This window comes from Paeniglutamicibacter sp. ZC-3, from assembly GCF_025847175.2.
GTDB lineage: Bacteria > Actinomycetota > Actinomycetes > Actinomycetales > Micrococcaceae > Paeniglutamicibacter > Paeniglutamicibacter sulfureus.
Genome location: NZ_JAOYTG010000013.1, coordinates 104750 through 124321, shown reverse-complemented (window position 1 = coordinate 124321; position 19572 = coordinate 104750). Strand labels below are relative to the sequence as shown.

19 protein-coding genes and 2 pseudogenes are annotated in these 19572 nt (G+C 66.7%); 17 read left to right on the top strand and 4 right to left on the bottom strand.

Annotation, left to right across the window (positions count from 1 at the left end; genetic code table 11):
- A pseudogene (locus OIU93_RS14000) lies at window positions 1-549 on the top strand (IS21 family transposase); the annotation flags it as partial.
- Complete coding sequence (gene istB / locus OIU93_RS13995) at window positions 546-1277, top strand: IS21-like element helper ATPase IstB (protein WP_264270686.1); 732 nt, start codon at window positions 546-548, stop codon at window positions 1275-1277. The pseudogene OIU93_RS14000 and the gene istB, both read left to right, overlap by 4 nt.
- A gap of 132 nt (window positions 1278-1409) precedes the next feature.
- Here the strand turns inward: istB and OIU93_RS13990 are convergent.
- A pseudogene (locus OIU93_RS13990) lies at window positions 1410-1539 on the bottom strand (IS256 family transposase); the annotation flags it as partial.
- Window positions 1540-1867: 328 nt separating this feature from the next.
- Here OIU93_RS13990 and OIU93_RS13985 point away from each other — a divergent pair.
- Window positions 1868-2089: an antitoxin gene (locus OIU93_RS13985; RefSeq protein ID WP_264270685.1), complete on the top strand. Its 222-nt coding sequence runs from the start codon at window positions 1868-1870 to the stop codon at window positions 2087-2089.
- 105 nt (window positions 2090-2194) lie between these two features.
- Window positions 2195-3391, top strand: coding sequence for a benzoate/H(+) symporter BenE family transporter (locus OIU93_RS13980; protein ID WP_372342933.1), 1197 nt, complete (start codon window positions 2195-2197; stop codon window positions 3389-3391).
- 148 nt (window positions 3392-3539) lie between these two features.
- On the opposite strand, the gene zapE is transcribed toward OIU93_RS13980, so the two are convergent.
- Window positions 3540-4577 carry a cell division protein ZapE gene (gene zapE, locus OIU93_RS13975; protein ID WP_264270684.1) on the bottom strand — a complete coding sequence of 346 codons (1038 nt, stop codon included), beginning with the start codon at window positions 4575-4577 and terminating at the stop codon, window positions 3540-3542.
- 266 nt (window positions 4578-4843) lie between these two features.
- Between zapE and OIU93_RS13970 the strand changes: the two genes are divergently transcribed.
- The 3 genes from OIU93_RS13970 (at window position 4844) to ybaK (ending at window position 6790) form a co-directional block, all read left to right on the top strand.
- Window positions 4844-5761 carry a sulfurtransferase gene (locus tag OIU93_RS13970; RefSeq protein WP_264270683.1) on the top strand — a complete coding sequence of 306 codons (918 nt, stop codon included), beginning with the start codon at window positions 4844-4846 and terminating at the stop codon, window positions 5759-5761.
- A complete protein-coding gene (locus OIU93_RS13965) occupies window positions 5758-6207 on the top strand; it encodes a SufE family protein (RefSeq protein ID WP_264270682.1) in 450 nt (149 codons plus the stop codon). Before OIU93_RS13970 ends, OIU93_RS13965 begins: the two co-directional genes overlap by 4 nt.
- A gap of 76 nt (window positions 6208-6283) precedes the next feature.
- Window positions 6284-6790: a Cys-tRNA(Pro) deacylase gene (ybaK, locus tag OIU93_RS13960; protein ID WP_264270681.1), complete on the top strand. Its 507-nt coding sequence runs from the start codon at window positions 6284-6286 to the stop codon at window positions 6788-6790.
- On the opposite strand, the gene OIU93_RS13955 is transcribed toward ybaK, so the two are convergent.
- Window positions 6787-8040: an alpha/beta hydrolase gene (locus OIU93_RS13955; RefSeq protein ID WP_264270680.1), complete on the bottom strand. Its 1254-nt coding sequence runs from the start codon at window positions 8038-8040 to the stop codon at window positions 6787-6789. The genes ybaK and OIU93_RS13955 overlap by 4 nt on opposite strands.
- Window positions 8041-8161: 121 nt before the next feature.
- On the opposite strand from OIU93_RS13955, the gene msrB reads away from it, so the two are divergent.
- The 10 genes from msrB (at window position 8162) to OIU93_RS13905 (ending at window position 18841) form a co-directional block, all read left to right on the top strand.
- The gene (gene msrB, locus OIU93_RS13950; protein WP_264270691.1) at window positions 8162-8590 is read left to right on the top strand and encodes a peptide-methionine (R)-S-oxide reductase MsrB; all 429 of its coding nucleotides are present in this window, start codon (window positions 8162-8164) and stop codon (window positions 8588-8590) included.
- Between the two features lie 227 nt (window positions 8591-8817).
- Window positions 8818-10191: a DUF6421 family protein gene (locus OIU93_RS13945; protein WP_264270679.1), complete on the top strand. Its 1374-nt coding sequence runs from the start codon at window positions 8818-8820 to the stop codon at window positions 10189-10191.
- A gap of 41 nt (window positions 10192-10232) precedes the next feature.
- On the top strand, window positions 10233-10961 hold the full coding sequence (locus OIU93_RS13940; protein WP_264270678.1) for an SDR family NAD(P)-dependent oxidoreductase: 729 nt from the start codon (window positions 10233-10235) through the stop codon (window positions 10959-10961).
- Window positions 10962-11007: 46 nt separating this feature from the next.
- On the top strand, window positions 11008-12069 hold the full coding sequence (locus OIU93_RS13935) for a low specificity L-threonine aldolase (RefSeq protein ID WP_264270677.1): 1062 nt from the start codon (window positions 11008-11010) through the stop codon (window positions 12067-12069).
- 106 nt (window positions 12070-12175) lie between these two features.
- Window positions 12176-12790, top strand: a complete 615-nt coding sequence (locus tag OIU93_RS13930; RefSeq protein WP_264270676.1) for a DUF3000 domain-containing protein — start codon at window positions 12176-12178, stop codon at window positions 12788-12790.
- A 63-nt stretch (window positions 12791-12853) separates the two neighbouring features.
- Complete coding sequence (locus OIU93_RS13925; protein WP_264270675.1) at window positions 12854-14170, top strand: ribonuclease D; 1317 nt, start codon at window positions 12854-12856, stop codon at window positions 14168-14170.
- Between the two features lie 145 nt (window positions 14171-14315).
- Entirely contained in the window at window positions 14316-15554 is a 1239-nt protein-coding gene (locus OIU93_RS13920) for an acetyl-CoA C-acyltransferase (protein ID WP_264270674.1), read from the top strand.
- A gap of 4 nt (window positions 15555-15558) precedes the next feature.
- Window positions 15559-17691, top strand: coding sequence for a 3-hydroxyacyl-CoA dehydrogenase NAD-binding domain-containing protein (locus OIU93_RS13915; protein WP_264270673.1), 2133 nt, complete (start codon window positions 15559-15561; stop codon window positions 17689-17691).
- Window positions 17692-17833: 142 nt separating this feature from the next.
- Window positions 17834-18265, top strand: a complete 432-nt coding sequence (locus OIU93_RS13910; protein ID WP_264270672.1) for a Rieske (2Fe-2S) protein — start codon at window positions 17834-17836, stop codon at window positions 18263-18265.
- 93 nt (window positions 18266-18358) lie between these two features.
- Window positions 18359-18841, top strand: coding sequence for a Rieske (2Fe-2S) protein (locus OIU93_RS13905; protein WP_264270671.1), 483 nt, complete (start codon window positions 18359-18361; stop codon window positions 18839-18841).
- 42 nt (window positions 18842-18883) lie between these two features.
- Here the strand turns inward: OIU93_RS13905 and OIU93_RS13900 are convergent, their stop codons facing one another.
- A complete protein-coding gene (locus OIU93_RS13900; protein ID WP_264270670.1) occupies window positions 18884-19540 on the bottom strand; it encodes a hypothetical protein in 657 nt (218 codons plus the stop codon).
- Between the last annotated feature and the right edge of the window lie 32 nt (window positions 19541-19572).

Genomic DNA, 19572 nt, shown 5'->3' with positions numbered 1-19572 from the left:
GTGCGCTACGAGTCCCGTAGGGCCGACAGGGTCGGGAACATGCTCGTGGACGGGAACACCTACGCGGCCGGATCTTCCTTCCACGGACGGCTGCTCACGGTGGGGCTGGGGCACGAGACGGTACAGATCCTGGATGAGCATTCCGCACCGGTCCGCACCTTCCGTCGCGTCTTCGGCAAGCAGACCGAGACGATCTTCGAGCCTTCGACCCTGGTGCCGTTGCTGGTGACCAAGCCCGGCGCGTGGTCCCATTCCCCGCTGCGGACCCTGGTCCCGGACCCGGTGCGGGACTGGCTGGACAAGGCCACGGCCACCGACCGGCGCCGGCTGTTCAATGCGGTGGATGCCGTATCCGGGACCAGCGGGTTCGACCATGCGATACAGGCCGCCGACACGCTGATCCAGCGCGGGGACGGACCGGACATGGCCATGCTGGGCATGCTCGCACGTCGCCTGGCCGACGGCACCGAACCATCGGCGGCCAACGTGGACTTGAGCGTCTATGACACCTTCACCACCCTGAACACCAGCACCGGAGAAGTCGCATGAACCCGATCACCGTCCAGGACCTCCTCGAGGCAGGCAAGCACGCCTCGCTCACCGGAAGCGTGTTGACCGAATGGGCCGAAAAAGGCACCCCGAAGCAACGCGAATACCTGCACGGGGTGCTGGTGGCCGAGCACGAATCCCGGCTCGAATCCCGGCGCCAGCGGCTGCTGAAGGCCGCGCGACTGCCCGCCATGAAAAGCCTCACCGGATTCGACTACAGCAACGTCAGGTTCCCCGAGGACTACGGAAGCCATCCCCTGGAATCCTTGGACTTCATCGACCGGGCCCAGGACCTGGTCCTCTACGGGGACGTGGGCACCGGCAAGACGCATATGGCCACCGCACTGGTGGCTGCAGCGTGCCGGCAGGGCATTGCGGCGAGGTTCTTCACCACCTCGGCGTTGGTGATGATGTTGCGCCGGGCGAAGGAGGAGGACCGGCTGGACAAGGAACTCGCGTCCCTGGCCAAAAACCAATTGATCGCCATCGACGAGCTGGGATACCTTCCGATCGATACCGAAGGGGCCCGGCTGTTGTTCCAGGTGATCGCGGACGGGTACGAGAAGCGGAGCCTAATCATCACGACAAACCTGGAGTTTTCGAGGTGGGGAACGGTGTTCGGCGATGACAACATGGCTGCCGCCGTCATCGATCGGTTGGTGCATCACGGGCGGCTGCTGCAGTTCCGCGGCGAGTCCTATCGGGTCAAGAATGCGCTCATGAAATAGGCCAAACGCCAACATGGCAGGAAATTGAGCCCAGGTGGCCTGATTCTTATCGCTTTAATGGCCGACTTAAAGTTGACGAAACACACAGCCACTGCACGAACCGGTCCAGCTCGGCCTTGCGGGCCAGGTCCGCACGCTTGCGCACGCTGCTGGCCCCGCAGTCAATGCACCTCCAGCGCTGGGTCCCGGCCGTTGTCTTTCCATTGCGCTTCAGACGAGATCCACATACTTCACAGTGCCTCGAATTTCCAGAACCATTCACGGTTAATGGCCCAAGGCTATAAGAAACCCCGTTCTACCGCGCCATCGTTGGGAAGCAGGCCCCTCACGGACACACTTTCTGACCTATAAGCCGCCGTTGGCCCCCAACGCCCAACGGTGCCCCGGGTTTCGGTTCAGATCGCGGAATCCGGGCCTACTCCTGCGATACCACTGATGGCAGCGCTGTCACAGCTGCCAATATGTACATACAAGTCAGAGTCGCATCGGAGAAGAAATTCATCCAAATTCCCTCGATTCGATCGCGACTGAGCATAGGATGATTCCTAGACGGGGCTTTTCGGGCCCCCATTACTGAGAGGAGGTGCCTTTTGTCTATTTTTGACGAGCTGAAGGGCAAGGCCGAAGGACTGAAGGAGAAAGCGGCCGAGTTGATTCACGAAAACTCGGACAAGATCGGCGGTGCCATCGACAACGCCGGCAACTTCATCGACGAAAAGACCGGGGGAAAGTTCTCCGAGCACGTCGACAAGGTTCAGGATGGCGCAAAGGGCCTCCTCAACAAGGAAGACGGCGGCACGCCGACCGTCTAGGTTCCTGCCTGGTTCACTAGGACTCTTGCCCTAGGCACGACAAACGGGTGCCGGTACCGCCGTGAGGCGGAACCGGCACCTGTCGTTTGCACGGAAAGAAATGATTTGACCTCCAACGCCATCCCCAGCGCTCCACGGCGATCGACATTCGCACAGCCGATCATGGCCGGTCTTGTCACCGCGCTGGTCGGATACACCTCGTCCTTTGCCGTGGTGCTGACAGGACTCAAGGCCGTCGGGGCGACTGATGCCCAGGCCGCCTCCGGGCTTTTCGCCCTCACCATTGCACTGGCAATCTGCGCAGTTGGCCTGGCGTGGTTCACCAAGCGACCCATCACCACCGCATGGTCGACACCCGGTGCAGCGTTGCTGGCCGGAGCGGCAGCAGTGAACTTCGGCTGGAACGAAGCGGTCGGTGCCTTCATCATGACCGGAGTGCTGATTGCCGCCACCGGGGCCATCCCCTGGCTGGGCCGGACGCTTGCAGCGATCCCCGTCCCCCTGGCCCAAGCCATGCTGGCCGGAGTACTGCTCAAACTCTGTCTGGCGCCCTTCGTGGCGTTGTCCACTATCCCGTTGCATGTCGCCCCGGTTATCGTGGTCTGGTTGCTCTTCCTGCGCTTCAGTCCCCGCTGGGCGGTTCCGGCCGCGATGGCCGCCGCCTTGGGCATCGCAGGCTTTTCCATGGGAGGGGCCGACGCCGCGGGAGTGATGGGACAGTTGCTGCCGAGTCTCGAATTCACCGCACCGGCATTCAGCCTCGCGGCCTTCACCGCAATCACCCTGCCGCTCTTCGTTGTCACCATGGCCTCGCAGAACGTTCCGGGCGTGGCGGTACTGGCCAGTTTCAACTACGAAACACCGTGGCGCGCCTCCATGTTGGCCACCGGCCTCGGCAGCTCGGCGGCGGCGTTCCTCGGCGGGCATGCCATCAACCTTGCGGCGATTTCCGCCGCCCTCGCCGCCGGGGACGAGGCCGGGGAAGACCGCTCCAGGCGGTGGATCGCGGCAGTTTCCTCCGGCGGCTTCTACATCCTGCTCGGATTGGCGTCTGCCGCAATCACGGCACTGGCCACCGCGAGCCCCCAGGGCCTGCTGGAAGCCGCGGCGGGCCTGGCGTTGCTGGCAACCCTCGGCGCCTCCGCGTCCTCCGCGTTGTCCGATCCCTCCAGCCGAATGAGTTCCCTGGTCGCGTTCCTGATTGCCGGTTCGGGCCTGAGCTTCGCCGGAATCGGCGGGGCATTCTGGGCGCTGGTCGCCGGATTGACCCTTCGCCTGCTCATCGAGCGCAACCGCCAATGACCCAGCACAGCTCCAACCCGCGGGTGGGCAACCTGGGTTTGCCTACCCCCGTGGCGCACGAAAAAAGGCCGTGAGGCCCGTCCCCGCTTCCATCTCGGAAAACGAGGTGGTTGCGGACGGCGGCCATCACGGCCTTCGTGCGTTGAGGTTACAGCGCCGGTTCCCCCGTCTGGCCTTCGCGGGCCAGGGCGGTGAGGCGCGAAACGGCACGGAAGTACTTCTTCTGGTATCCGCCGGCCATCATTTCCGGGGTGAACAGCTCACTGAACGGCTTGCCGGAGGCAATGATCGGCACGTCCTTGTCGTACAGGCGATCGGCCAGCACCACGAAGCGCAGCGCCACCGCCTGCTCGGTGATGGTTTCGACATTGTGCAGCACCAGCACGTCGGTCTCGGCCAGCAAGGCACGGTACCGGCTGGGGTGGACCTTGGACATGTGCCCGATCAGGTCCGCGAACTCGTCAACGGCGAAGGTCTTGTCCCCATAGCGCTCGACGGCGAACTCCTGGATGCCCGCGTCTTCCAGCGGTACCGGGGCGTCGGGGAGCCCGCGGTGGCGGAAGTCAACGCCGTCCACGCGGTGGACGTCGAACTGTTCGGAGAGCACCTTGATCTCGCGCTGGAAGTCCACGGCGGCAAAGCGGCCCTCGCCCAGTGCGCCCGGAAGCGTGTTGGACGTCGCTGCGATTTTCACGCCGGCGTCGGAAAGCTCGCGCATCAACCGGGACATCAGCACTGTGTCCCCCGGATCATCGAGCTCGAATTCATCGATGCAGACCAGCGAGTAGGTGCTCAGCACCTCTACGGTCTGACGGAAGGACAGGGCCCCGACGAGGTTCGTGTACTCCACGAAGGTGCCGAACGCCTTCCTGCCCGGGGCCAGGTGCCACAGCGAAGCCAACAGGTGGGTCTTGCCCACGCCGAAGCCGCCGTCCAGGTACATCCCCGACTTCTCGACCTTCTTCTTGCCAAAGAGCTTGCCCAGGAAGCCGCCCTTGGAATTGCCGATGGTCGAGGCAAAGTGCTTGAGCTTGGTGACCGCCTCGGCCTGGGTGGGCCAGGCCGGGTCCGGCCGGTAGGTGTCAAACGACACCTCGCCAAAGCGGTAGGACGGGTGGAAACCTGCGAGCAGGTCGTCGATGGAGACCGTGGGGGTCCGTTGGGAAAGATGCGTAATCGTGGCCATACGGCGGAACGGTCCTTAAATCTTCGAATGATGGTGTGCGTGCGCAGCGCGAAGACACGCCCCCGCCATTTTACGCCCACAGAATCGACAACCACTAAAACGGGGCTCGTTCGCGTGTGCCACCTCCTCGCTGCCGGTGGCACAAACGCCGACGCTTGGAGCGAAATATGGCGTCGAATGACCCTGTTTCACCGCCGGTGACGCCCCGGATCGCTAGGCTTGGAGAAACACCATCCCACGATTTTTTGTTGCGAGGTCAATTCAGCATGAGCCTTCCCATCGACTCCAATCCGTCATTCGCCGACTACGCCCATCCCGAACGACTGGTGTCCACCGACTGGCTGGCCGCCAACCTTTCCACCGAGGGCCTGGTGGTTGTCGAATCCAACGAGGACATCCTGCTCTACGACACGGGCCACATCCCCAATGCGGTGAAGATCGATTGGCACTCCGAGCTCAACGACGAAGACACCCGCGATTACGTCGATGGCGAGCGCTTCGCCGCGCTGATGGCGTCCAAGGGCATCAGCCGCGACACCACGGTGGTCATCTACGGGGACAAGTCCAACTGGTGGGCCGCCTACGCCCTGTGGGTGTTCACCCTCTTCGGGCACGAAGATGTCCGCCTGCTCGACGGCGGCCGCGACAAGTGGATCGCCGAGGGCCGGGAGACCACTCGCGAGAAGCCGTCGGTCATCCCGGGCAGCTACCCGGTCATCGAGCGCGACGACACCGTCATCCGCGCGTTCCTGCCCGAGGTGCTGGGTCACTTCGGCAAGCCCATGATCGATGTCCGCTCCACCGAGGAGTTCACCGGCGAGCGCACCCACATGCCTGCCTACCCCGAGGAGGGCACGCTGCGTGGCGGGCACATCCCCACGGCAGCTTCGGTGCCCTGGGCCCGCGCCGCCCAGGAGAACGGCACGTTCAAGTCCCGCGCCGAGCTCGAGGCGATCTACCTCGGCGAGGCCGGGCTGGCCTCCGGTGACGACATCATCACCTACTGCCGCATCGGCGAGCGCTCCAGCCACACCTGGTTTGCCCTGCAGTTCCTGCTCGGCTTCGAGAACGTCCGCAACTACGACGGTTCCTGGACCGAATGGGGCAACGCCGTGCGCGTGCCCATCGTGAAGGGCATCGAGCCCGGTGCCGTGCCTGCGGGATACGGGGGCGTGGCAGCATGAGCGAATTGCCACAGGCCCTGGCCGAGATCGTCGAGGATTTCCAGTCCGTCACCGAGCCCGAGCGCTTGGAGATGCTGCTGGACTTCTCCGAGGAACTCCCCGAGCTGCCCCCACGCCTGGCCGAACACCCCGACCTGTTGGAGCAGGTCGTTGAGTGCCAGACCCCGCTGTTCCTGAACATCGAGGTCGAGCCCGCCGGCGAGCACCGGGTATCACTGTTCTTCTCCGCTCCCCCGCAGGCGCCGACCACCCGCGGGTTCGCCTCCGTTCTGCACCAGGGCCTCGACGGACTGCCGGCCGCCGAGGTGCTGGCCGTCCCCGACGACATGCCTCAGCAGCTGGGGTTGACCCGTGCCCTGACACCGTTGCGTTTACGTGGCATGAGTGCCATGCTTGCCCGTATCAAGCGACAGGTCAGCGAGCGGGTTGCCGCTGCCGGCTCGTAGGCCGAAACGATCGAAGAAGTTTGGGCGTCGGCACGTGCCGACGCCCAAACGCGGTTAACGGAGGATGGGGAAAGCCATGTCCAAGAAAAAGAACACACACTCGACCGGCACGCCCGCGACCACGCTGCTGGACCGCGAGTCGGTCCCCTACACGGTGCACTCATACGTCCACGACCCGTCCGTGGAGAACTACGGGATGGAAGCGGCGGAGGCCATCGGCGTCCCGGCGTCCCGGGTGTTCAAGACCTTGTTGGTGTCCACCGGGGAACCGGGGCCCGCCGCGTTGGTGGTCGGGATTGTCCCGGTCGACCGGTCGCTGGATCTCAAGGCCATGGCCGTGGCCCTGGGCCTGAAGAAGGTGGAAATGGCCGACCCGGCGGTGGCGGAGCGCCGCACCGGATACGTGGTGGGCGGCATTTCGCCGCTGGCCCAGCGCAACCGTTCGCGCACGCTGCTTGATGCCAGCGCGTTGGCCCATGAGACCGTCTATGTCTCCGGCGGGCATCGCGGGCTTGACCTCGAGCTGGCTCCGGCGGACCTGCAGCGTCTCACCGAGGCAGAGGTCGCCGCAATTTCCCACTAGTCTTCAGTGGCTGCCCAGCCCCCCGGGCGCGGGGCGTCCAGCACCGACCGGACGAAGGAGGCGACCTCCGCCTCCCAGCGTTGCGGATCGACGTTCCACTCGCGGGTGTGGCCCGCCCGGCTGAAGCGCCGCAGCCCCACCATGTCCGGGTTCAGCTCCGCCAGCTGCTCGGAGGGGCCGATGGGGACGAAGTCGTCGTCCTCGCTGTGCAGGATCAGGGTGGGCAGGCGCAGCTGGTCGTGCCGCTCGACCCAGTTCAGGATCTTCAAATCCAGGGGCGCCGCAAGCCCGGTGATCCAGCGTCCCGCCTTGTTGACCAGCAGCCATTGGCCGAACCTGCCCACTGCCTCGGGGATGCGGTTGCGCTTGGCCTGGTGCGAGAGCACGTCGATCCAGTTGATCACCGGCCCGTCGAGCACCAGCGCGCCGATACTGCGTGCGTGCCGCGACCTGTCCGCCACCTGCAAGGCAATGGCCCCTCCCATGGACCAGCCAAAGAGCAGGATTTCCTTCGCCCCCTGGGCAATCGCGTAGTCGATGGCAGCCTCGATGTCGGGCCATTCGGTGGCCCCCAGCCCGTAGCGACCGTCGACTGCGGCCGGGGCCACCCCGTCGTTGCGGTAGGAGACCAGCAGCGCGCTGAGTCCAAGCCGCTGCAGCGTCGGGATCGCGCGCAGCCCCTCCTTGCGGTTGGCGCCGCGGCCGTGGACGCAGATCGCCCAGGTGTCCGCCTCGGAGTTGCCTTGGACGAACCATGCCGGGGCCATACCGCCCAGAATGGGGATCTCGACCTCGTCGTAGTCAACGTCAAGATCCTCGGGGGAATCGTAGACGATTCCGGAGAATCGTCCGCGGGTCGCGGCGGAGAGGTCTCCGAAGTAGATTTTTTCCACCGCCCGGGTCACGGTGCCGTCACCCAGGCGGTAGCCCTTGGGCTCGCCCAGGCGTGCATGACCGGTGTCCGCGGAGAAGAACAGCGAGTATCGTCCCGGGGCCGTGGAATCCTTGTTTGCCGAGAGGATCACGTCGCTGCCCTCCGCGGTGGGCACCAATGCCAGGATCTCCAGGCTCTGGTCCGGCTCCGCGTCGGGCGTCACGACGCGGCGGGCAAAGTAGGCGGCCAGCGCCGAGACGCTGCCGGCAAACACCGATCCCGCCGCCGCGCCAATGCCCACACCCAGCAGCGCCCAGCTCAGGCCCTTGCCTGCGGATCGGGCGCGCGGGGGCATCGGGGAATGTTGTTCCTTCATGCCTACCATCATTGCAAATAAAAGCCGCCACCCAGTGGTTTTGGCACGCAGGGAATTGACTGGTCGGCATCGTGCCGGGAATGGGCAGGACCATGCCGGTGTTGTGCGTTGTGTGAGTGAAATCCAGCCCCCAGAAGAATCCAGCACCCCCACCCCAGGCGTCACCAAGACCGACGAGCAGTGGCGCACCGAATTGACCCCGGAGGAATACCAGGTCCTGCGCAAGGCCGGGACCGAGCGTCCCTATACCGGCGAGTACTGGGACACCACCACCGAGGGTGTCTACGAATGCCGCGCCTGCGGCCATGAACTCTTCACCTCCAACGCCAAGTTCGATGCCGGCTGCGGGTGGCCGTCGTTCTTCGCCCCACTGGCCGAAGACCGGGTGCGCTACATCCGCGACTCCACGATGGGCATGCTCCGCATCGAGGTGCGTTGTGCTGCCTGCGATTCGCACCTGGGCCACGTCTTTGAGGGTGAGGGCTTCAATACCCCCACCGACCAGCGCTATTGCATGAATTCGGTCTCGCTGCGGCTCAAGACGAGCTAGCCGGCGACATGTCCGGATCCCCGGGTCCGGGGGCACTGTTGTGCCCCCGGGGCCGAGCATTCCCTGCACACATGCCTTGGTGAGCACGGCATGGCCCTTGCGACAGCGTTGCTGATGCTCACACCGTTTTTCAATCAGTAACCACGACCCCTCAGTACGCTGGAACCAAGCTAAGGTCCGCAGCATCCGCGCGGCGCATCCAGCCGTACCGAAAGGGGTCTCCCACCATGTCACAGGCAACTCTTCCCAAGCCGCTGTCCAACTCAGAGCTCGTCAATTCCGCGCCGTGGCTGGCGCTGAAGGCCGCGGCCACCGAGTTCCAGGGCCTCCAGGGGCAGGACGGCTCGGTGCCGGAGGCCGCCGACAAGCCGCGCGCCGCGGCCTTGGCTGCGACCATCGCCGAATCGCTGCACGCATTGGCCCCGCAATTCCCGCACGACGCTGCCTACCTCGAGGGACTCGTCTCCGACCTGGCCACCTGGAGTGCCTCGGGCTTTGGCATTCCCGACTTCCTTGACTCGCTGCGCGCCTTCGCCCCGCAGCTGGCGCGCGAGGATGGATTGCGCCATGTGGTGCTTTTCCCGATGTACACGCAAAACGGATCCACCGACAGGCTGCTCGAGGCGGTCCTCGTCGAGGTCATCTGGCCCGAGTTCATCGCCGGGCTTGAGGCCGGGGACTACTCCAACAAGCTCTTTGTCCCACTGCGCTTCCTGGATTTCACCCCGGGCTACGACACCAATTCGGCGGTGCTCTTCCCCGAGTCCGTCGCCATCCGCGAAACGCCCGCCTTCACCTGGGGCGCGATCTTCCAGGACCGCGAGGCGGCACGCTTCCGCCGCGTGCTCAAATCCGCCGCACAGATCACCAACCTGGAGCTGCCGGCGGATGCCGCCGAAATGCTCGAGGACCAGGCCCTCACCGAGGAAACCTTCGTGATGTGGGACCTGATCCACGACCGCACCCACATGCGCGGGGACCTGCCCTTCGACCCGTTCATGATCAAGCAGCGCATGCCCTACTTCCTCTACTCGCTCGAAGAGCTGCGCTGCGACCTCACCGCGTTCCGTGAATGCGTGAAGATCCAGCACGACGCCTCGGCCGACCCCACCACTCGGCACCGTGCCCGGCTGGTGCAGTACGCGGTGATTTTCGACCGGATCTTCCGCTTCGCCATGACCGGCACCCGCACCCGCAACTACGACGCCGTGGGCGGCCAACTGCTCTTCGCCTGGATGCACCAGCACCACGTGCTGCACTGGACCGACACCAAGCTGTCCATCGACTGGGATCAGGTCCCGGAGGTGGTCTCGGCACTGGGAGACGCCATCGACGAGCTGTACTGGCGCTCGATCGACCGCCCGAAGATCGCCCACTGGCTGGCCGCGTACGAGTTGGTCTCCGCGACCCTGGTCCCGCACCCGGGCTCGGTGTGGGCCAAGGGAGCCGACGCGCTGCCGCTTTCCTCCCCGCTGCGCGAGATGACCAACCAGGTCCTCGACGACGAGTTCCCGCACTCGATGTTCTACGAGGCCCTGGCCAAGAAATTGCGCCCGGTCATCGACTCCACCATCGGCATCACCGGCACCTCGTCCATCTGATCCCGCCGCCGAAACCACCAGCAAAGGCTAGACTCGCTTCCATGGCTGACCTCACTGATTTGAAGGTACTCATTGCCGGGGCCACCTCCGCCTCGGGTGTCGCGGCTGCCCATGCACTGTGCGCCGCCGGCGCCACGGTGCTGGCGGCAGGTTCCAATGCCGAAAGGCTTGCCGAACGGCTGCCCTTCGTGCACGGGCGCTACGAAGTCGATCTGGCCAACCACGCTGCGGTGACCGAGCTGCGCCAGCTCATCGACGTGGAGCGCGGTCCCGTCGACGGGTTGCTGCACTTGGTCGGCGGCTGGCGCGGCGGCAAGGGCCTGGCCGGGCAAAGCGACGACGACTACGAATTCCTGCACACGCAGGTCGTGACCACGCTGCGCAACACCACCAGGGTCTTCCGCGACGACCTGGTGGCCTCGCGCCGCGGCCGCGTGGCCATCGTCTCGGCCACCGCCGTCGATGCGCCGGCCGGCTCCAATGCCAACTACACCACGGCCAAGGCCGGGGCCGAGGCCTGGATGCGCGCGGTGGCCGCCGAGCTGCGCACGGCGCAGGCCGGGAACAAGGACAACCCGGTTCCCCAGCGCGCCGCTGCCGCCATCTGGGTCATCAAGGCGTTCACCGACGCCCAGGCCCGCGCGGCGCACCCGGAGCGCAACACCGCCGGACACACCGACGTCGCGGCCCTGGGCGCCGCTGCAGTTGAGCTTTTCTCCGGCGAGGCAGCCACGCTCAACGGTGCGCGCATCCACCTACCCACCCGGTAGCTTCCCCCCGCCCCCGCCCCCCACAATCCCCCCCTGTTAGGACGCAATGCCAGTGACTACTTCGATTCATGATTCCTCTGTGCGCGGCTTCGCCTCGGACAACTACTCCGGTGTCCACCCCGAGGTCCTTTCGGCCCTGACCCAGGCCAACGGCGGGCACCAGGTCTCCTACGGCGATGACCAGTACACCGAGGAACTTGGTTCCGTCGTCGCCGGGCACTTCGGCGAGGGCGCCACCGTCTTCCCGGTGTTCAACGGCACCGGCGCCAACGTCATCGCGCTGCAGTCCCTGCTGCCGCGCTGGGGAGCGGTCATCTGTGCCGCCACCGCCCACATCAACGTCGATGAGAACGGCGCCCCGGAGCGCATGGGCGGCATGAAGCTGCTCTCCGTGCCGTCCACCGACGGCAAGCTCACCCCCGAATTGATCGACATGGAGGCGTGGGGCTGGGGGGACGAGCACCGGGCCCAGCCGCTGGCCGTCTCGCTGACCCAGTCCACCGAGACGGGCACCCTGTACAGCCTGGAGGAATTGCGGGCCATCACCGACCACGCCCACTCGCTGGGCATGCGCGTGCACATGGACGGGGCACGCATTTCCAATGCCGCAGCCGCGCTGGGGGTGGGACTCGGCGAGATGACCACGGGCACCGGAATCGACATCCTGACCCTGGGCGGCACCAAGAACGGCATCATGTTCGGCGAGGGCATCGTGACGCTCTCGGAGGGTCCTGCCGAGTCGATGAAGTACCTGCGCAAGATGAACATGCAACTGGCCTCGAAGATGCGCTTCATCTCCGCCCAGCTGCTGGCGCTCTACGGCTCCGACCTCTGGCTGACCTCGGCCGCGCACGCCAACGCGATGGCCGCCAGGCTTTCGGCGGCGGTCGAGGCAACCGACGGCGTGGAGCTGGTCTACCCGACGCAATCCAACGGCGTGTTTGCCGAGCTGCCCAATGCCGTTGCCGACAGGTTGCGCGAGCGCTTCCGCTTCTACGACTGGAACCGCGCCGCGGGCCAGGTGCGCTGGATGTGCTCCTTCGACACCACCGAGGCGGACGTCGATTCCTTCGTCGCGGCCCTCTCGGAGGAACTTGCCGCCAACTAGGGGGGTGTGGTCCCCCACCGGACGCCGGAGGGCGGGGCGCAACGCGGTCCCGCTCCCCCGGCGTGCCGCAGGCGGCATGGCGACGGCCACACTTTAGAGTGGCCATGTGAGTTCAAACGGACCAGTCCAAGCAGTGCCGCCGGTCTTCCTCGAAGCCCTGGCCGCAGTTCGCCGTGCCAGCTGCCGGCGCGAGATCCAGCTCCAGGAAATTCCCGCACCGGCCCGCCTGGCGCCCTACGCCCTGGCCTTGTCCGCCGATGTCCTCGAACGCGTCCCGCGCAGGACGGACCAGTCGGCACCGGTGCACGCCGAGGAACTGGCCACCGGGCGCTTCGTGCTCTTGCACGATCCGGCCGGTTCAGCCCTCTGGGACGGCACCTTCCGCATCGTGACCTACATCAGGGCCCGCATGGATTCGGAAATGGGCAACGACGCCATGCTGGGCTCGGTGGCCTGGACCTGGCTGCTGGATGCACTGAACGAATCCGGCGCCGACTACCGACAGGCCGGCGGCACCGCGACCCGCGTGCTGTCGGAGAGCTACGGCACCCTGGAGGACCGCAGTGAAACCATCGACATCGAACTGCGCGCCTCCTGGACCCCCGGCGACCACCACATCTCCACCCACCTTGAGGCCTGGGCGGACATGGTCTGCACCTTTGCCGGCCTGCCCCCGCTGCCCAGCGGCGTCACGGCGCTTCCGCACCGCAGGCTCTCCTAGATCCATCCGCCCGCGGCCCGTCAAACCAGGTCCCGGGGCAATCGGTACTAGAATCGATAGACCATGACCAGCACCCCCCATGCCTCGAACCCCAGCCACAGCACCGTGGAGGACGATCCGTCCGCCCCGGCGCACGCCCCGGAAACCGACGAAGCGCCGCAGGAGGTGCTCCCCGAACCCGTCTTGCTGGACACCCCGCGCGACGGTGTTCCCGAGGTCGTCACCACTGAGCCCGGCCTGCGCCGCGCCGCGCGCGCCATTGCCGCAGGCACCGGCCCGGTCTCCGTTGACGCCGAGCGGGCCTCCGGCTTCCGCTACGGCCAGCGGGCCTTCCTGGTCCAGCTGCGCCGCGAAGGTTCGGGCAGCTGGCTCATCGACCCGGTGCCCTTCGAAAACCTGGACCCGATCCAGGAGGCCATCGGCGACGAGACCTGGATCCTGCATGCAGCCTCGCAGGACCTGCCCTGCCTGCGCGAGCTGGGCATGGACCCGGCACGACTCTTTGACACCGAACTTGCAGCCCGCATCGCGGGGTTGCCGCGCGTGGGATTGGGCCCCGCGGTGGAATCCCTGCTGGGGCTGCGGCTGGCCAAGGAACATTCGGCCGCCGATTGGTCGACCCGCCCGCTGCCCGAGCCGTGGCTGCGCTACGCGGCGCTGGACGTCGAGGTCCTTGACCGGTTGCGCGAAGAATTGATCAAGATCCTGCAGGCCGACGGCAAGCTAGGGTTCGCCGAGGAGGAGTTCGAGGCGGTGCGCAAGGCCCCCCCGGCACCACCTCGCGTGGACCCGTGGCGCCGCACCTCCGGCCTGCACCAGATCCGCGACCGCCGGACCCTGGCCGCAGTGCGCGCCCTGTGGGAGACCCGCGAATCCCTGGCCCAGACCCGCGACGTGGCCCCGGGCCGGCTGATCCCGGATTCCGCGCTGGTCGCCGCAGCCAAAGCCATGCCCAAGAGCGTTCCCGCGCTGCTGAAGACCCCCGGCTTCCACGGACGCTCGGCCGCCAAGGACGCCCCCAAGTGGCTGCGCGCCCTGCAGGACGCGGCCGCGACCAGCGACCTGCCGCCCAACCAGGTGCCGTCGAACTCGCCCCCGCCGCCCAAGGTCTGGGCCGACAAGGACCCGGTGGCCGCCGCGCGGCTGCAGACGGCCCGCGCGCGGGTGGCCCGCACCGCCGAGTCACTGAACATCCCCACCGAGAACCTACTCACCCCCGACACGCTGCGCCGGCTGTGCTGGAGCCCGCCGGCGGAGATCGATCCGGACACCGTGTCGGCGACGCTGCGGGGCCTGGGCGCCCGCGAGTGGCAGATCGAGCTGGTGGGACCGGTGCTCACCGTGGCGCTGCTGGATCCGGACGAGTTGGCCAAGCGCTGATGAAGGGCCGGGCAGGTTCCCTCGACAAATCGGGGGAACCTGCCCGGCCTTTTCCTTGCCCGGGAGCGCACGGCTTGCACTCTAAGTTACTCACCAGTAGCGTATGGGGTGGATCACATCCCCATCCCGATCACAAGGAGTACCGGTGAGCCCCCAGCCAGTGAACACGCGCAATGCGCGGCAGGTCCGCGACGTCGTCTTCGTCGACGGCGTCCGCACCCCCTTCGGCAAGGCCGGAGACAAGGGCATCTACCACGGCACCCGCGCCGACGACCTCGTGGTCAAGTGCATCCGCGAGCTGGTGCGCCGCAACCCCTCACTGCCACCCGAGCGCATCGACGAGGTGGCAATCGCCGCCACCACGCAGACCGGGGACCAGGGCCTGACCATCGGGCGCACCGCCGCGCTGCTGGCCGGCCTGCCCCGCTCGGTGCCCGGTTTCGCCATCGACAGGATGTGCGCCGGGGCGATGACGGCGGTGACCTCCACGGCCGGCTCCATCGCCTTCGGCGCCTACGACGTGGTCATCGCCGGCGGCGTCGAGCACATGGGCAACCACCCCATGGGCGCCGGAGCCGACCCGAATCCCCGCTTCCTGGCCGAACGCATCGTCGACCCTGCGGCCCTGAACATGGGCAACACCGCCGAGAACCTGCACGACCGCTTCCCCGCCATCACCAAGGATCGCGCCGATGCCTACGCGGCGGCCTCCCAACAAAAACTCGCCACGGCCTACGCGGCCGGGGACATCCAGCCGGATCTGGTCCCGGTCGCGGCGCGCCGCCCCGGTGAGGGCTTCAAGCTGCACACCTCCGACGAGCCGCCCCGTCCGGGCACCACGCTCGAGTCGCTGGCCGAGCTGCGCACCCCCTTCCGCGCCCACGGGCGGGTCACCGCCGGCAACGCCGCGGGCCTGAACGACGGGGCCACCGCCGCGGTGCTGGCCAGCGCCGAGGCCGCGGCGGAACTGGGCCTGAACGTCAAGATGCGCCTGGTTGCCTACGCCTTTGCCGGTGTCGAACCCTCGGTCATGGGCATCGGCCCGGTCCCGGCCACCGAGAAGGCCCTGGCCCAGGCAGGCCTTTCCATCGACGACATCGGGCTCTTTGAGATCAACGAGGCCTTCGCGGTCCAGGTTCTTTCGTTCCTTGACCACTACGGCATCGAGGACACCGATCCGCGGGTGAACCGCTACGGCGGCGCCATCGCCGTGGGACACCCGCTGGCCTCCTCGGGCGTGCGCTTGATGACCCAGCTGGCCCGCCAATTCGGGCAGGATCCCACGGTGCGCTACGGCCTGACCACCATGTGCATCGGGTTGGGCATGGGTGGCACAGTGATCTGGGAAAACCCGCACCACGCAGACTACGGAAAGGACGCCTAAGGCCATGAGCCAGAGCACCATTGAAAATTTCGCTTCCCTTGCCTCGCTGGTCCCCCACGAGATCATCACCCACTCGCTCGTGGAGGACGTCCAGCTGCCCGGCGGCCACAGGATGGCGCTGTTGACCCTTGACAACGGTTTCGACCACACCAAGCCAACCACCCTGGGTCCCAACACCCTGCTGGAACTGCACGCCACGCTCACCGAGCAAAAGCGCCGGGCCGCCGCCGGGGAGATCCAGGCCCTGGCCGTCACCGGAAAGCCGCACTTCCTGGTCGCCGGCGCCGACCTCTCCGGGGTCAAGAACCTCACCGAACCGGTGCACGGCCGCGCCATGGCGGAACTGGGCCACGCAGCCTACGACCTGCTCGCGGACCTGGGGGTACCGACTTTCGCGTTCATCAACGGCGTGGCACTGGGCGGCGGACTGGAAATCGCCCTGGCCTGCACCTACCGCACCGTCTCCACCGGAGCCAACGGCATCGGGCTGCCCGAGGCCTTCATCGGGCTGGTCCCGGGCTGGGGCGGGGTCTACCGGCTTCCGCGGCTCACCGGGCCAGAGGCCGCCATGACGGTCATGATCGAAAACCCGCTGAACAACAACCGCTCACTGGACGGAACCGCGGCCGCGAAGCTCGGCATTGCCGACGCCTTGTTCGAGCCTGCCGATTTCCTGGAGCAATCCCTGCTCTGGGCCGACGGCGTGCTCGGCGGCGGGACCACGGTGCAGCGCCCGAACGCGGTGGAACCGAACGGCAACCCGGCCATTGCCGCGCGCTGGGCCGCCGCCGCGGCCAAGGCCCGGGCCTTCGTGGAGGCCAAGACCTCCAACGCGGCCCCGGCGCCGGCCAAGGTGCTCGAGGTCTTCGAGGCCGGCGCCTCCATCACCCAGAAGGAATCCGCAGCACTGGAAATCGCGGCCCTGACCGAACTGATGCAGACCAACGCCTTCCACAACACCGTGTACGCATTCCTTGACCTGGTCCAGAAGCGTTCCAAGCGCCCCGCCGGAGCCCCTGACGCCAAGCTGGCGCGGCCCGTCACCAAGGTCGGCGTCGTTGGCGCCGGGCTCATGGCGGGGCAGCTGGCCCTGCTCTTCGCCAAGAACCTCAAGGTGCCGGTGGTCATCACCGACATCGACCAGGCGCGAGTGGACAAGGGCCTGGCCCACATCCACGGCGAGGTCGACAAGCAGCTGGCCAAGGGCAGGATCTCAGGCGATGCCGCCAACCGCACCAAGGCCCTGGTCACCGGCGCGGTGTCCAAGGAGGCCTTCGCGGACGCCGATTTCGTGATCGAGGCGGTCTTTGAAGAGCTGGCCGTCAAGAAGCAGGTCTTTGCCGAGGTCGAGGCAGTCGTCTCCCCCAAGTGCATCCTGGCCACCAACACCTCCTCGCTCTCGGTCACCGAGATGGGCCGGGACCTGAAGAATCCCGAGCGCCTGGTCGGCTTCCACTTCTTCAACCCCGTCGCGCTGATGCCGCTGCTGGAGATCGCGCGGGCCGAACGGACCGGAGAGGTGGCACTGGCCACCGCGTTCGCCGTCGGCAAGGCGCTGCGCAAGACCAGCGTGCTGGTCAAGGACGAGGCCGCCTTCGTGGTGAACCGCATCCTGCTGCGCCTGATGGGCGAGATCGCCCAGGCCTTTGACGACGGGACCGATGCGGCCACCGCCGACGGCGCACTGCGTCCGATGGGCCTGCCGATGACCCCGTTCACGCTGCTGGCAATGGTCGGGATCCCGGTGGCGCACCACGTCTCCGAATCACTGCACGCGGCCTTCGGCGAGCGCTTCCACGTCTCGAAAAACCAGCAGGTGCTCATTTCCCACGGCATCACCTCGCTCTGGACACCCACGGCGGACGGCGGAGCGGAAATCCCGGAGTCCACGCTTCGGTTGCTGGAATTCGGCAACAGCCCGAGCACCGCAGCGGACCTGCTGGTGCGCACGCAGGACGCACTGGCCCGGGAAATCGGGCTGATGCTCGACGAGGGCGTGGTCGCCGGCCCCCAGGACATCGACCTGTGCATGGTCATGGGAGCCGGCTGGCCCATGCACTTGGGTGGCATCACCCCGTACCTCGACCAGGTGGGCGCCTCCGAGCGGGTCAACGGCCGGAAGTTCCACCAGGATTGAGGTTTGGCACGGAAGTCGGCGTGACGCGGGCGGGGCATCGGATCGAACCGTTGCCCCGCCCGCGGCGTCCCCGGTGGTCGGGGGCAAAAAATTCCTGCTCCCTTCCATCGACCTTGGCGCGATTGTGCGCGACACTTTGCTTATGAAAGAAAAGATCACGCTTGTGCCCACCCGCAGAAGTGTCATTGGCGCCGCGCTGGTTTCCAGCGCCGCGGTGACCTTGGTGTCGTGCGGGTCCGACGATAAGCCCCAGGATCTCCCGGAAGCCACCGGCACCGGTACGGACGCCATCGATGTCTCCCGTTTGCCGGTGGACGGTACCGCCTCGGTCACCGTCAACGGAAGCGGATACCTGCTTTACCGCCCAGACGAGGCAACCGTCCTCGCGTACACCTCCGTGTGCACGCACCAGGGATGCAAGGTCGGCAGCGGCAGCGGCGAAACCTTCGAGTGCCCGTGCCACGGCTCCAAGTTCTCGAAAGCCGATGGCTCGGTCGCCCAGGGCCCCGCCGACGCGTCACTGAAGCGCTTTCCGGCTGCGATCGAGGGCGACAAGGTCAAGATCTTCCTCTGATCCGGAAGCCTGCCGGGCCCCGGCAGGGGTTGTAAGTGACATCGCACCGCCAGTTCGATCCTGCCTGCGCACGTGCATGGAATGATGGGAATCATGACTTCGCTTTCTTCCCCCATCACGCGTCGCGCCTTTGGTGGCACCACCGTGGCGGCCGGTGCCACCCTGGCCCTGGCCGCCTGCGGCGACGGTTCCTCGGCGGCACCCAACAACGTGCCCTCCGCCCCTCCGGAGCCCGTCGGCACTGGCACCGTGGTGGCGACCACCGCCGAATTGGCCGTGGGTACTCGCCTGTCGGTTGAAGCGGTCCTCACCCAGGGCGAGGCAGCGGGTAGGCAGGCAGGTTTCCTGCTGTTCCGCCCGAACCAAAAATCCGTCCTGGCCTACTCGGCAATCTGCACCCACCAGGGATGTGCGGTCGGCGCGAAGTCGCCCAACGATGACGAGGCGTTCTACTGCTCCTGCCACGGCTCCTTCTTCCAACCCGAGGACGGCAAGGCCGTCGCCGGTCCCGCCCGCGGCGCGCTGGAGCGCTTTGCCGCGGAAATCAAGGGCGACGACGTCCTCATCTACGTCTAGGCTGCGCCTTGGTTGGGTCTTTCGGCGGCCGGCCATCCGAGACTAGGCATCGAAACCGTGGGTCATGAAACCGATGGTTCCCTCATCGAGCCCCGACAGCGAGAGCCAGCCGGCCTCGCTGGGTGCCCCGGGCACGCCGAAGGCCGTGATGTTCGCTCCCCAGCGGGTGCACACCAGCTCGTTCGCATCGTTGACCCAGTGGGTGGCAACCAACAGTCCGTCGGCCCAGGCCTCGAAACGCCGGGCCGAAAGTACGCCGCCCAACGGGATGGGGAGTTCTTCGGGCGGGCCCACCTGCTGGATCCGCGCATTGGGTTTCGCGCGCCGAGGGACGAGGGGGTCGTGTATCTCCTGGCCGGACTCATTCAGGCGCACATACTCCACCGGGTTCCCGGGATCCCGAATGGCGCGCTGCAACATCAGGATGTCAGCAAAGCTCGGCATGGACTCCGCGGGCGGACCCTGCGTCTCCCGGCGCATGAGCCGGGCCTGGTCCATGGTTAGGTCGCGGAACCAGCTCAGCTCCCAGGCGTCGGAGCCCGGGTCAAACCGCACGCGCGACTCTGCCCGATAGGGTTGGATGCCCTCCTCCACCAGGACGCGGGTCAGCAACACGTTGGATTCAAGGTTCCGGTAGAGCACCCCGATCCGCTGCTGGTCGCGGACCAGCACATCCCACCGTTCAAAATCCTCTGGCATGTTTCTCCCATGGCTCGTTGGCCCCCAAGAAA